This window comes from Hominimerdicola alba, from assembly GCF_900109655.1.
Taxonomy (GTDB): Bacteria; Bacillota; Clostridia; order Oscillospirales; family Ruminococcaceae; genus Hominimerdicola; species Hominimerdicola alba_B.
This window is the reverse complement of record NZ_FOAT01000014.1, coordinates 1-12,199: the sequence shown is the minus strand read 5'-3', so window position 1 is coordinate 12,199 and position 12,199 is coordinate 1. Positions and strand designations below refer to the sequence as shown.

At 44.3% G+C, this 12,199-nt stretch carries 12 protein-coding genes; 11 read left to right on the top strand and 1 reads right to left on the bottom strand.

The genetic code is table 11. The annotated features are described in order from the left end of the window. From BMY75_RS13535 to BMY75_RS13485, 11 genes are all read left to right on the top strand, one after another. A complete protein-coding gene (locus BMY75_RS13535; RefSeq protein ID WP_074834714.1) occupies positions 1-351 on the top strand; it encodes a DUF1667 domain-containing protein in 351 nt (116 codons plus the stop codon). A gap of 481 nt (positions 352-832) precedes the next feature. After that, positions 833-2,026 (top strand): aminotransferase-like domain-containing protein, encoded by a 1,194-nt coding sequence (locus BMY75_RS13530; RefSeq protein WP_074834712.1) that lies wholly within the window; start codon positions 833-835, stop codon positions 2,024-2,026. After that, on the top strand, positions 2,019-2,669 hold the full coding sequence (locus BMY75_RS13525; protein ID WP_074834709.1) for a hypothetical protein: 651 nt from the start codon (positions 2,019-2,021) through the stop codon (positions 2,667-2,669). Before BMY75_RS13530 ends, BMY75_RS13525 begins: the two co-directional genes overlap by 8 nt. Beyond that, on the top strand, positions 2,647-3,555 hold the full coding sequence (locus BMY75_RS13520) for a hypothetical protein (RefSeq protein ID WP_074834707.1): 909 nt from the start codon (positions 2,647-2,649) through the stop codon (positions 3,553-3,555). The genes BMY75_RS13525 and BMY75_RS13520 overlap by 23 nt, the downstream gene beginning before the upstream one ends. Before the next feature lie 135 nt (positions 3,556-3,690). Further along, positions 3,691-4,704: a tryptophan--tRNA ligase gene (trpS, locus tag BMY75_RS13515; RefSeq protein ID WP_074834705.1), complete on the top strand. Its 1,014-nt coding sequence runs from the start codon at positions 3,691-3,693 to the stop codon at positions 4,702-4,704. Positions 4,705-4,731: 27 nt separating this feature from the next. Continuing rightward, positions 4,732-7,524, top strand: coding sequence for an ABC transporter permease (locus BMY75_RS13510; protein WP_242940241.1), 2,793 nt, complete (start codon positions 4,732-4,734; stop codon positions 7,522-7,524). Positions 7,525-7,547: 23 nt separating this feature from the next. Further along, a complete protein-coding gene (locus BMY75_RS13505) occupies positions 7,548-8,396 on the top strand; it encodes a DUF2262 domain-containing protein (RefSeq protein WP_074834703.1) in 849 nt (282 codons plus the stop codon). Positions 8,397-8,400: 4 nt separating this feature from the next. Further along, positions 8,401-8,694 carry a hypothetical protein gene (locus BMY75_RS13500; protein ID WP_074834701.1) on the top strand — a complete coding sequence of 98 codons (294 nt, stop codon included), beginning with the start codon at positions 8,401-8,403 and terminating at the stop codon, positions 8,692-8,694. Positions 8,695-8,781: 87 nt separating this feature from the next. After that, positions 8,782-9,060 (top strand): hypothetical protein, encoded by a 279-nt coding sequence (locus tag BMY75_RS13495; protein WP_074834699.1) that lies wholly within the window; start codon positions 8,782-8,784, stop codon positions 9,058-9,060. A 29-nt stretch (positions 9,061-9,089) separates the two neighbouring features. Further along, the gene (ychF, locus tag BMY75_RS13490; RefSeq protein WP_074834697.1) at positions 9,090-10,184 is read left to right on the top strand and encodes a redox-regulated ATPase YchF; all 1,095 of its coding nucleotides are present in this window, start codon (positions 9,090-9,092) and stop codon (positions 10,182-10,184) included. Between the two features lie 163 nt (positions 10,185-10,347). After that, on the top strand, positions 10,348-10,893 hold the full coding sequence (locus tag BMY75_RS13485) for a GNAT family N-acetyltransferase (RefSeq protein WP_074834695.1): 546 nt from the start codon (positions 10,348-10,350) through the stop codon (positions 10,891-10,893). A 130-nt stretch (positions 10,894-11,023) separates the two neighbouring features. Here BMY75_RS13485 and sleB read toward each other — a convergent pair whose 3' ends face one another. Beyond that, positions 11,024-11,701: a spore cortex-lytic enzyme gene (gene sleB / locus BMY75_RS13480; RefSeq protein WP_074834693.1), complete on the bottom strand. Its 678-nt coding sequence runs from the start codon at positions 11,699-11,701 to the stop codon at positions 11,024-11,026. Positions 11,702-12,199: the final 498 nt, after the last annotated feature.

Sequence of the window (12,199 nt, the reverse complement as noted above, 5' to 3'; positions counted from 1 at the left end):
ATGACAAGAAATCTTATATGTATCAACTGCCCTATGGGCTGTGAACTGACAGTTGAGGTCGAGGACAGAAAGGTTATCTCGGTGAGTGGCAACACCTGCAAGCGCGGTGAGATCTACGCCGAAAGTGAGATCTCAAACCCAACCCGAACAATAACCACTACCGTAATTTCAGCTGAGGGCAGACCTGTTCCCGTTAAGACTGCTCAGCCTGTTCCAAAGGACATGATCGCGGAATGTACAGCTGCTATCAAGGCTGCCGAAGTTCATCTGCCTGTAAAAGTTGGTCAGGCCGTTATCGATGATCTGCTTGGAACTGGTTCACAGGTAACTGTAACAAAAACTGTACAGTAATATCAAGCCGTCCTCTGTGCTGTGAGGACGGCTTTTATGCTTATGACTCTTGATATGTTTAACCTAACGCACAAAACAACGGCGCTGTCAAGATAAACTCAACCGCGCCGAAGTTTCGTGGTAATTTGAATGAATCAGGTAGTTTAACTATCAGCCGCAAGGAGGAAACGGCAGCCCCAATTTGTTAGAACATCTATAAATTAAATTAATTTATAGGATTCTTTACCAACTCTTTTACTATAAATTATTATAGCACAACATATTAATAAATGCAATAGGCATTGGGTATTGTTTATTGAATATTTTTGTGTTTTATTTATAAACTTTGTTTAATTGTTATAAACTTATAATCAAACAAGACTATATATACTATATTTAATTAAAAACTTGTATATTTTGGTCCTGCAAAGCTTGAAAGTATCGGAGAAGTGTGCTATAATATACTAGTATAATTATTTTTTTACGAAAGAGGTTTACTATCATGGATTACAGATTTTCAGAAAAAGTATCACACATCAAGGCTTCCGCTATAAGAGAGATTTTGAAGTTCACTTCCGAACCCGGCGTTATCTCTCTTGCAGCAGGCAACCCTGCTCCAGAAGCTTTTCCTGTAGATGAGATTACGCGCATCTCCAAAGAGATATTTGAAGAAGACCCCATACTTGCACTGCAGTACAGCATTTCCGAGGGCTATACACCTCTGCGTGACCTGCTGAAGAAGGAACTGGAGAAAAAGGGCGAGTTTGTTCCCGATAGAGATGAACTGATTATCGTCAGCGGTGCACAGCAGGCTAATGCTATGATGGCTAAGGTACTCTGCGACCCGGGCGATATCCTTTGCTGTGAAGCTCCAAGCTTCATCGGTTCTCTGAATGCTTTCAAGTCCTATAACGTTGACCTCAGAGGTATCACACTGAAAGAGGATGGCATTGATCTTGATGAGCTTGAAGAAGTTCTCAAGACCGGCAAGGTAAAGCTGATATACCTGATATGCAATTTCCAGAACCCCACAGGTCTTACAACTTCTCTCGAAAAGAGAAAGGGCGCTTACGAGTTGGCTAAGAAGTACGGCGCTATCATATTGGAGGACAACCCCTACGGTGACCTGAGATTCACAGGTGAGAACGTTCCTTCCATCAAGAGCATGGACAAGGACGGAATCGTAGCTTACTCCAGAACATTCTCTAAGGTGCTTGCACCCGGAATCAGAGTCGGCTATATCAGCGCACCCAAGGAGATCGTGAACAAGATGGTCATCTGCAAGCAGGTTGACGACGTTCACACCAATATCTGGGCGCAGGTACTTGCATATAAGTTCATGACACAGTGCGATATGAACACGCATCTTGAAAAGCTGAGAGCTATCTACCGCCACAAGTGCCAGCTGATGATCGAGCAGATCGAGAAGAATTTCTCTTCCAAGATCAGCTTCACCAGACCCGAGGGCGGACTTTTCGTATGGTGCACACTGCCCGATGACTGCGATATGACAGCTTTCTGCACAAGAGCGGTCAAGGAGTTCAAGGTAGCCGTTGTTCCCGGTAATGCTTTCATGATCTCCGAGAGTGACCATACTACTTCATTCAGACTTAATTTCTCGACACCTACCGATGAACAGCTTGTGGCAGGCTGCGAGATGCTTGGCAAGCTTTCAAAGGAAATGTTCGGTGAATGATCCTAAGCTATCGCTGACCCCTGTTCAGCTGGGTCTTACTTTGCTGAACAGTGCGGGGCTGATATTCTGCGCAGGCGGAGATGTTTTTCTGCTGATGTTCGACCGTGGTACCGTTAGGCACAGCGCCGTTATTGCTAATCTGGCGCTGGCGATCATCACAGGTTTGATGTGCGGCGTGCTGATGATAAAAGCCGCTGATATCGACCTATTTGACAAAGGCGAACTTCGTGACAAACAACCTGCTGTAAGCGCACTCAGAACTTTTTTCTGCATTGTAACGCTGGATATCACCATAGTGCTGATAATGATGCTTGCAGGGACGCTGTTCTGGCGCGGTGCGGGCAGGTCCATAAGCTTTACTGCTCCGCTTGTTTTTCTTCTGGCAGGCATTGTGTATTATTTTCAGACAAAGGACATGGGTGATACTGACGTTGCCGAAGAGGATGAAGCCGCCCCTGAAGCTGAAAAGAAGGCAGCTTTGATGAAAGCGGCAGATGATATCATCGCCGAAGAACATCACTCGCGGACGGCGGAGGATATCCTTGCACAGGTCAAGGCTGATATCAGTCTTGATGATGAGGATATACCGAAAGATGCAGAATTTGATAGGGAGAATGAAAATGAATATATTCAGGATGATTAAATGCGGTATGTTGGTCTCTGCGGCTGCTGTGACAGTGGCTGTATGCTGTTCCTGCGGGAGCAAGAATAATTACAACAGCAAGGTTCATATCAATGAAGCTATCAGACACATGAATAATAAATACGGCGTTCAGTTCACTTATGACAGTGACAATACCAAGGAGGGTTCATCCGGTATTTTCGGCAAGACTGACAGCTATGTGAATATCATCGTCACCTGCAAAGAGCTTCCGGGTGTTCCTATAATTGTGTACAGCAGTGACGGTTCGGAATATCTTGATGACTTTGTTCCGAAAAAGTTTGAGTTGCAGGCTCAGTGGGATCTGAACGCTTTGGCGAAGAAAGTCTTTGACGGTGATAAGCCGACGGTAAGGTTAAGTTTGAATTCAGAATACGAGATGAACGAAAGGACTCTTCCCGCCGATACGACTTATGAGCAGTTCAAGTTGTCGGGTGCCCTTGGCTGGGTGGATATCTATACCGACGACAGTGACGCACCTCTCGATGACTACAGGATGCTGGCAGATGCGCTGGCTTATAGTGAATTCAACTGCGAGCCCAGTGTATGGTATTTCACCGATGACAGTTATACAAGGATAGATGAAAACAACACAGCTCTCGGTTTCGATGAACCCGAGAAAAAACTGGGTGAGATAAGGGTGGCAAATGACAATTGTCTGCTTGATGAAGATTTTGACGGTGAGATCATGATCTACCGTGATGATCGTGATCCTGTATATCTCACTCTCATACCGGCTGATGACGAGGATCTGGAGTACTATAACTCGCTGTTCCTGCCAGGAGAATCGGAAGACGCTGTGACCACATCGGATAATTCCGATGGAAAGGACGAAAAATCGGAAAAGAATTGGTTCTCTGCAAAGTGATATCAGCAGTGATCTATGAGTGGTAAATATCTTCTGCTGTAGCCATGACAGATTTTCGAGGATATAGACCCTATTCAAATGACTATTGACCCAGAGCTTTGCGGCTTCGAGGTTTGATATAAGGAGTAAAAAATTATGAGTGAACTTAATTTTTCAAAGGACAAAAAACTGATACTGAGCATGATACAGCCTACAGGTACGTTTACACTGGGCAACTATCTTGGCGCAGTTAAAAACTGGGGACCTCTCCAGGAGGAGTTCAACTGTATCTACGCAGTAGCTGATCTCCATTCTATAACAGTAACGCAGGAGCCTTCTGCGCTGAGAAAGAATTCTCTGCAGGCTTATGCATTGCTTATCGCTTGCGGTATGGATCCCGAAAAGAGCGTTCTTTTCTTCCAGAGCCATAACTGCAATCATCCCGAACTCAGCTGGGTGCTGGGCTGTTCCACACAGTTCGGCGAGCTTTCCAGAATGACACAGTTCAAGGATAAATCTGCAAAGCATGCTGATAACATCAACGCAGGTCTGTTCACCTATCCTGTGCTGATGGCTGCTGATATCCTTGCTTATAATGCGGATCTCGTGCCCATTGGCGCTGACCAGAAACAGCACCTTGAGCTGGCAAGAAATATCGCCCAGAGATTCAATCAGCGATACGGCGAATTCTTCAACCTGCCCGAGCCCTTTATCCCCAAGATGGGCGCAAAGGTAATGAGCCTGCAGGATCCTACCAAGAAGATGTCAAAATCCGACGAGAATCCCAATGCCTGCATCTTCATTCTTGATGATAAGGACACCATCATCAGAAAGTTCAAGAGAGCCGTTACCGATTCCGATACCGAGGTTAGATTCGCCGAGGGCAAGGACGGTATCAACAACCTCATGACTATCTACAGCGTAGTTACAGGCAAGACTCTGGAAGAAGTTGAGAAGGAATTCGCAGGCAAGGGCTACGGCGATTTCAAACTTGCAGTAGGTGAAGCTGTTGCAGATCATCTGGCACCTGTACGCAATAAGTTCAACGACCTTATGAATGATAAGGCATATCTAAAAGAGTGCTACACCGACGGCGCACAGAAAGCTCAGCTGATATCTAGAAGAGTAGTTTCAAAGGTTTACCGCAAGGTCGGCTTTGTTGACCGCTGATAATTCATCTGAAAGGTAAGACCGATCATGATGACGGCACTTTTTAAAGATACTATTCGTGAGATTCTGCGCTCAAAAGGGCGGTTTCTGTCAGTTTTGCTGATAGCCGCCCTTGGGTGCGGGTTTTTCTCCGGGGTAAAGGCGACCATGCCCGATATGGTGGATTCTGCATCGGCATATTTTGATGAGTATCGCCTTATGGATATGAAATTCGTATCCACCATAGGTGTCAGATCTTCCGATGTTGAAGCTGTCAAGATGGCTGACAATGTCCGCGGGGCGCACGCCGCTTATTCCAAGGACGTTTTCTATCTGCACGATAACAAGAATATCGTTTTGAAGTGTATATCATTCAACAGCAGTCTTGACGATTCAAGTCCCAATCTTATGAACAAGCTTCATGTCCTCGAAGGCAGACTGCCCGATAAGGACGGCGAGTGTGCTGTGGAAGTTAAGATATCCTCACCTGATACTTTCAAAATAGGGGAGAAGCTGACTTTTACCGATCCAGATGACACCAAAAAGCTTACAGATACTCTTCAAAGCGACACCTTTGAGATAGTGGGCATTGTGACATCACCATCATATATAGGCTACGAGCGCGACCGTACCACAGAGGGAGACGGAACTATCGTCAGCAATGTGTTTCTCCGCGAAGAGGAATTTTATACCAATTATTATACCGAAATGTTCGTTGACCTCGAAGGTCTTGACGAGACTGACCCTTTCTCAGAGGAATACCGCGAGAGTGTTAAGGAAAAAGGTGCGGCGGCAAGGGCGGCTTTTGAGAAGAGCGTTAACGAGAGGTTCAATGACCTTTATACACAGGCTCAGGACAGGATAGCCTCTGCCACAAACACCGCTGATACACTTAACGGTGTTCTTGATATGGACATAGACGAGCTTCAGGTGCATATGCCCGAATGGGAGGAAAAGGCTAAAGAGGCGAGGTATATTTATGAGCGCGAGGTCGAAAACGGCAAACGCGCATATCTTGAAAAATCTGCGATGCTACAGGCTGAAAAAGCCCTAGGCATAGCTAAAGAGCTGGCATATGACGAAGACGGTTCAGCTCATGCCAAGTATCAGGCACAGCTTGATGATGCCCGCAGTGAGATAGAGGCGGCGCAGAAAGAGCTTGATGATACTCCCGAACCAACGGTGTACAGCTACGATAGATTTGAAGCCAGCACGGACTATTCCTCCTTTGAAGGCGACAGCAAGAAAGTCGATTCCATAGCTAAGGTCTTTCCGGTGTTTTTCATGCTGGTGGCTGGTCTGGTATGTCTTGCCACAATGTCAAGGCTCACCGAGGAACAGCGCGGTCTTATAGGCGTATACAAAGCGCTGGGATATTCACGGTGGAGAATTCTTTCCAAATATCTTATATATTCGGGAGCCGCGGCTATACTGGGTGGAACATTGGGTTCTGCGGTGGGGTTGAAAATATTTCCGCGAATGATATACCACGGGTATAAATTGTTGTACAATATTCCCGATATATCCACACCCCTGAGATGGGGCTATTTAGTCGGTTGTACTGTTGTTTCCGTGATTTGTATATGCGGTGTAACAGTCTACACCTGCATGAGGGATCTTAAAGATGTTCCCGGAAGTCTTATGCGTCCAAAGCCCCCTAAAGCAGGCAAAAGAGTATTGCTTGAAAACTGTCCCGCTTTGTGGGATAAACTCAGTTTCATGGGTAAAGTCACCACAAGAAATATGCTTCGCTCAAAGCGCCGTTTCTTCATGACCCTTGCGGGTGTAACAGGCTGTACAGCCCTTATAATCACTGGTTTCGGACTTAAAAATTCCATAAGTTCCGTAGTTGACCGACAGTTCGGTGAGGTCTTTGTATACGATGGCATAGCCGTTCTTAATAACAGATTCAGCTATGATGAACTTGAGCAGGAGATTAATTCGGCCGAGGGTCTTGCGGATCATATGCAGGCGCTGATCAATGAGGTCGATCTTTCGGTTGACGGCCAGAAGTGCATGGTGAATATCTGTGTCCCCAGTGAAACTGACAGGCTTGAAGAATTCGTTCTTCTGAGAAACACTGATAGCGGAGAAAAGCTTGTTCCGCAGGACGGCAGTGTTATTATCACGCAAAAGCTTGCCGATAATCTGCACCTTAGAAAGGGAAGTGTGCTCACCATCACCGAGACTGACGGTCAGAAAGCCGAGTTTACGGTAGCAGATATCTGCAAAAACTACGCTTTTCACTATGTTTTTGTAACTCCTCATGACTACGAAAAAAGTTTCGGTAGAGCGCCTGTTTACAATATCAGCTTTATTGAACTTGCAAAAGGTGCTGACACCGATGCATTCAGAGATCAGTTTCTGAAAAGCAGCAGCTTCTATGGTCTGACTTATAAGGACGATCAGTCCAGAGGTTTTCTAAATTCCATGGACAGCCTGAATACTGTTGTGGCAGTGTTGATATTCAGCGCAGGACTTCTGGCGGCTGTGGTACTTTACGACCTTGCAAGCATAAATATAACCGAGCGGAATCGTGAGATAGCCACAGTAAAAGTGCTGGGATTTTTCGACCGCGAGACAGATGATTATATCCTCCGCGAGAACCTTATATCATCAGCGGTTGGTATACTTGCAGGACTTCCTGTCGGGCGTATACTTCACTATTTCGTCACCGTCACAGCAGAGGTCGATATACTGATGTTCGACCACAGACTTTCGGTTTCTGCCATGCTGTACGGCGCACTTATCACTGCGGGATTCACTCTTGCTGTGAATGCGGTACTGCATTTTACACTTCTGAAAGTTGATATGATAGGTTCTCTTAAATCGGTAGAATAACAGACCATAAAAGGAGATACATCATGACATACCCCATTAAAATCGGCATACAGGAAAAACTTGCTAATTTAGCAGACAGAGAGATGCATGAATTTCTCGTTGCTATCGGTGATGGTCATTCATCGGCGCTTCATGTAGGCGGTGCTGAGACGTGGGATGCTAGTTCACCTATTCTTGGTTATATAGATATGGACACAGGAAGAAAAAGCAGTATAGCATCTTCTATCAGGTGGACAGAAACCAATGAAAATGTAAAGTCAAGTGCTTATACAAAATTTTTTGAGCCGCGGACTGTTTACCGCGTTAAGGGATATGCCTATGAGCTCAAAGAGGGTGAAAGCTACAATAAATGGAATTCAGGGATAACCGTTTCCGAAATCCTCATGAAAGGCGAGTTCAGTCCTTTCCTTGCAGAGGTCTATGCAGAATGGGATCGTGCTGTTGTGATGGATTCCGAGTTTTTTGGACAGCTTGTATATGAAAAGAAGTACGATTACTATGAGGGCAGTTTCAACTGGCTTGGCACTCAGGTCAAAATAAAAATCGATAATGAAGAGGATAATGCAGCGAGTTCGCTGAAATGTGCCGAAGATCTTTGCAGAAACTGCGTAGAGTGGGACATAAAATTCAAAGAAAGCATAGTTGATGAACTGACTTATCTGGCAAATGACTGGCTGAGAGATGCGGACGAACCAGAGATAACCGAGGAAGAATTCCTGTCCCGCATAACAATGGAACTAATTGACATTAGTGATTACAATGGTGGCACATTCTACGTCTGGTATGACGACGGCGGAGTGTTCGCAGGACACAGCGTGACCGTATACGGCACTCTGGAAAAGGGTGTGTCATCTGTAAGAATGGAGGGCTGATATTATGGGTCTGATCGTTTATTTTATTATTCTTTTGTTGATGGCTGCAGGTATACCGACAGCCGCGGTGTGTAAAGGAGAGAAGATCGCTCATTTAAACAACGTAGAAAATCTGATCCTGCTTGTAGCCGTACTTCTCATTTCGATCATTCCACTGGCACTGTATTTTAATCACGGTAAGAAAAAGTTTGGTGAAAAGCACAGACATATCATAATTTCTTCGGCAGCGACGGTTATGGTTGTCTACGTAAGCTTCTATATGTTTATCTGGAATGGACTTACACCGCTTGCACCATAAGCATAATTAATCAGAACAAACCCAAATTTGTAAACAGCGGGATATATTACCCGTTCTATAAATTTATTTAACAGGAGGTACAAAAAAATGAAAGAGAAGATCACAGAGACAGTAAGAGAGATCATCGATAACGAGGTTAAGACCCCTTCGGTGGGTTATTTCTGGAAAGGTCTGGCACTTTTCCTGTTCGGTGTAATTATCGGATTCACCTTTGCACCTATAAAAAAGGGCATCAAGATAGGCTGTAATAACGGCAACAACTGCAAAGACAGCGGCAAGTTTCTTGACGGAAGCAAGCTGTTCACCAAAAAAGACGACGCGGAAGACGAAGAAGATACAAACTGCGGAAACTTCTGCGCTGACTGATAAATCATTAAAGGGAGAGTAAATCAAATATGAAGTTAGGTATGGTCGGATTGCCGAATGTCGGTAAATCAACACTTTTTAACGCACTTACAAACGCAGGAGCAGAATCTGCGAACTATCCGTTCTGCACCATCGAACCCAATGTGGGTATAGTATCCGTGCCCGATAAGCGCCTTGATGCGCTGGCAGAGATGTACCACCCCGAGAAGTTCACACCTGCAACACTGGAATTCGTTGATATCGCAGGTCTGGTAAAGGGTGCATCAAAGGGCGAAGGTCTTGGCAACAAGTTCCTTGCAAATATCCGTGAGGTCGATGCGATAGTTCACGTTGTAAGGTGCTTTGAGGACGATAATATAATCCACGTTGACGGTTCTATCGACCCCGCAAGGGATATCGAGACCATCGACCTTGAACTGATATTCTCGGATATCGAGCTTATCGACAGACGTATCGACCGCACCAAGAAAGCTATGAAGGGCGATAAGAGTCTGGGTGCTGTGGTGGATTTCCTTGAAAGGCTGAAAGCTCATCTTGAAGAGGGACATTCTGCAAGAAGCTTTGATATGACCGAGGACGAGCTGGAACTGCTGAAAGAAACACCTCTGCTTTCGCTGAAACCTGTTATCTATGCGGCAAACCTCAGCGAGGACGATTTCCGCAACAACATAGAAACAAACGTAAACTATAAGAAAGTTTGCGAGATAGCCGCAGCTGAAAAGGCTGCCGTGCTGCCCATATGCGCACAGATCGAGGCTGAGATATCCGATATGGACGCAGAGGACAAGGCTATGTTCCTATCCGATCTTGGACTGGAAACTTCGGGTCTTGACCGTATCATAAAGGAAGGTTATGCACTTCTGGGTCTTATCTCCTACCTTACAGCAGGCGAGCCCGAGGTTAGAGCTTGGACTATCACCAAGGGTACAAAAGCACCTCAGGCAGCCGGAAAGATACACTCCGACTTCGAGCGCGGCTTTATACGTGCCGAGGTTGTAAGCTTCAACGATCTTATGCAGTATGGCTCAATGTCAGCGGTTCGCGAGAAAGGACTTGCAAGACAGGAGGGCAAGGAGTACGTGATGCAGGACGGCGATATCGTTCTATTCAAGTTCAACGTATAATAACAAACTGCGTATTTTAAGAACAGTTTTATGCCATAGTATTTCTGATGTACAGTCAGCTATACTATGGCTTTTTTATTGACATTTCAGCAATATCCGTGATATAATTGTTACAATCAAAAATCGAAAAAAAATAGTAAGTGGTACAAGGAGATAATCGATCATGGATGAAATCGTACTTGTTGAACCATGTCTGGAATACGCAGAGGATCTATGGACATTCAGGCAAGAAATAATAGATAATGATGCTGATAATGAGGATAAGTTTGCCGGGTGTATGTCACTGGATTCCAGTGATTCTGCTGATGAGTGGATAAGGATATGTTCTTTGAGAAAGGACGAAAACCACTGCAAAGAAGAAGGCGCAACAGTACCTTCACATACGTATTTGGCAATAAGAAAAAGTGATAACAGAATTGTTGGTGTAATAGATCTACGTCACCATATCGATCATCCTGTTCTTGGAACCTGGGGCGGTCATTGCGGATATTCGGTTCGTCCTTCAGAACGAAGAAAAGGCTATGCTACGGAAATGTTACGGCTAAATATAGTAAAGGCGAAAGAGCTTGGGATAGAAAAGATGTTAGTGACCTGCGCCGAAGAAAATGCTGCCAGCGAAAAAACTATTCTTGCAAATGGTGGAATATATGAGAATACCATTGACGTTGATGGTTATAAAATAAAAAGGTTCTGGATAAGTATAGAGTGAAAAATCCTGATTTATCTATATATGAAAATTAAATGCCCCAAAGTACTTTTGGTAGCTTCGGGGCGAAACTTATATTTGAGATTATGCAAAAATTGCATCGCTGGTTTTATACATAGGGTGAATAATGTGGTCATATACAAAACCTGTGGGCACCAATAACCGTGACAACCTGCCTAGACCATATAAACTTGTTAGAAGTCTTATTTGGGTTGTAGTAGTATATGCATCCGCCTGTAGGATCCCAGCCGTTCAGGGCATCTCGTGCAGCGTTGTAGGCTGAAGCTGAAACAGGCTGGTTGAACTGACCATCAACTATGGCAGTAAAAGCACCGTCCTGATATATTACACCAGAAAGAGTATCGGGAAAAGATGGGTGTTCGATACGATTTAGTATAACTGCACCGACTGCGACCTGTCCTGCATAAGGTTCGCCGCGTGCTTCAGCAGAGATTATTCTAGCCAGTAAATTGATATTAGCCTCGGTAGCAGCTGGTACAGCACCTATGGATATCCCTAGTGCTCTAAGAGTAATGGGTCCCGCTGTTCCTGTCTGAGATATGCCCTGCTGTTTTTGAAATGCAAGAACGGCGTTTCTGGTTATCTCGCCATAATAGCCTGTGACATTAGAGTTAAACAATCCGCGTTCCTTTAGTTTTTCCTGAATAGCACGAACTTCATTACCGTATGAGCCAATGGAAGAAACAGTTTCCTGTTTACGAGGAACTAGTTTTCCAAGAAGTGCAGAAAGTAACAGTAAAGAAAGAATAATGGCTAACGATCTCCAAATATATTTTGAATCAGACTTCATAATGAACCTCCGATAGATAAATTATAAGCTTAGTATTAACTTAATCATTAGATTTATGCATATGGTAATTTTGCATACAATTATAAGGATAATGCTGGTTTACTTTTACTTGACAAACGCGAAAAATGGTGCTATAATAATTAAGCTGTCAACGAGAGAGCTTAAGAGAAGCGAAAGAGCGCAGGAAACTTAGGGATAAGAGAACGAGCGCGGGAGTAGTTCAGAAGAGCGAAACTCAAAAAAACAGCAAAAATTTATCACGAAAACCTCTTGACAAAAAAGAGAAAAAGTGATATAATAAAAAGTACCGCACAAGAGAGAAGTTCAGAAACGAACGAAACTCGGGAAAAGAAACTTCGAAAAAAGTTCTGAAAAAGGCTTGACAAATGAAGGAAAATGTGGTATAATAAAAAAGCTTATAACGCACTAAAGACTCTGAAAAGAGTTCAAAAAAATCTTCAAAAAACTTCTGAAAAGGGGTTGACAAATGAAGAAAAG

Bases quoted from the DNA above. Each gene is read 5' to 3' on its own strand.
- BMY75_RS13505 (WP_074834703.1), top strand. From the start codon at position 7,548: ATGACATACCCCATTAAAATCGGCATACAGGAAAAACTTGCTAATTTA.
- BMY75_RS13485 (WP_074834695.1), top strand. From the start codon at position 10,348: ATGGATGAAATCGTACTTGTTGAACCATGTCTGGAATACGCAGAGGAT.
- BMY75_RS13500 (WP_074834701.1), top strand. From the start codon at position 8,401: ATGGGTCTGATCGTTTATTTTATTATTCTTTTGTTGATGGCTGCAGGT.
- BMY75_RS13530 (WP_074834712.1), top strand. From the start codon at position 833: ATGGATTACAGATTTTCAGAAAAAGTATCACACATCAAGGCTTCCGCT.
- sleB (WP_074834693.1), bottom strand. From the start codon at position 11,701: ATGAAGTCTGATTCAAAATATATTTGGAGATCGTTAGCCATTATTCTT.
- ychF (WP_074834697.1), top strand. From the start codon at position 9,090: ATGAAGTTAGGTATGGTCGGATTGCCGAATGTCGGTAAATCAACACTT.
- trpS (WP_074834705.1), top strand. From the start codon at position 3,691: ATGAGTGAACTTAATTTTTCAAAGGACAAAAAACTGATACTGAGCATG.
- BMY75_RS13535 (WP_074834714.1), top strand. From the start codon at position 1: ATGACAAGAAATCTTATATGTATCAACTGCCCTATGGGCTGTGAACTG.
- BMY75_RS13510 (WP_242940241.1), top strand. From the start codon at position 4,732: ATGATGACGGCACTTTTTAAAGATACTATTCGTGAGATTCTGCGCTCA.
- BMY75_RS13520 (WP_074834707.1), top strand. From the start codon at position 2,647: ATGAATATATTCAGGATGATTAAATGCGGTATGTTGGTCTCTGCGGCT.
- BMY75_RS13495 (WP_074834699.1), top strand. From the start codon at position 8,782: ATGAAAGAGAAGATCACAGAGACAGTAAGAGAGATCATCGATAACGAG.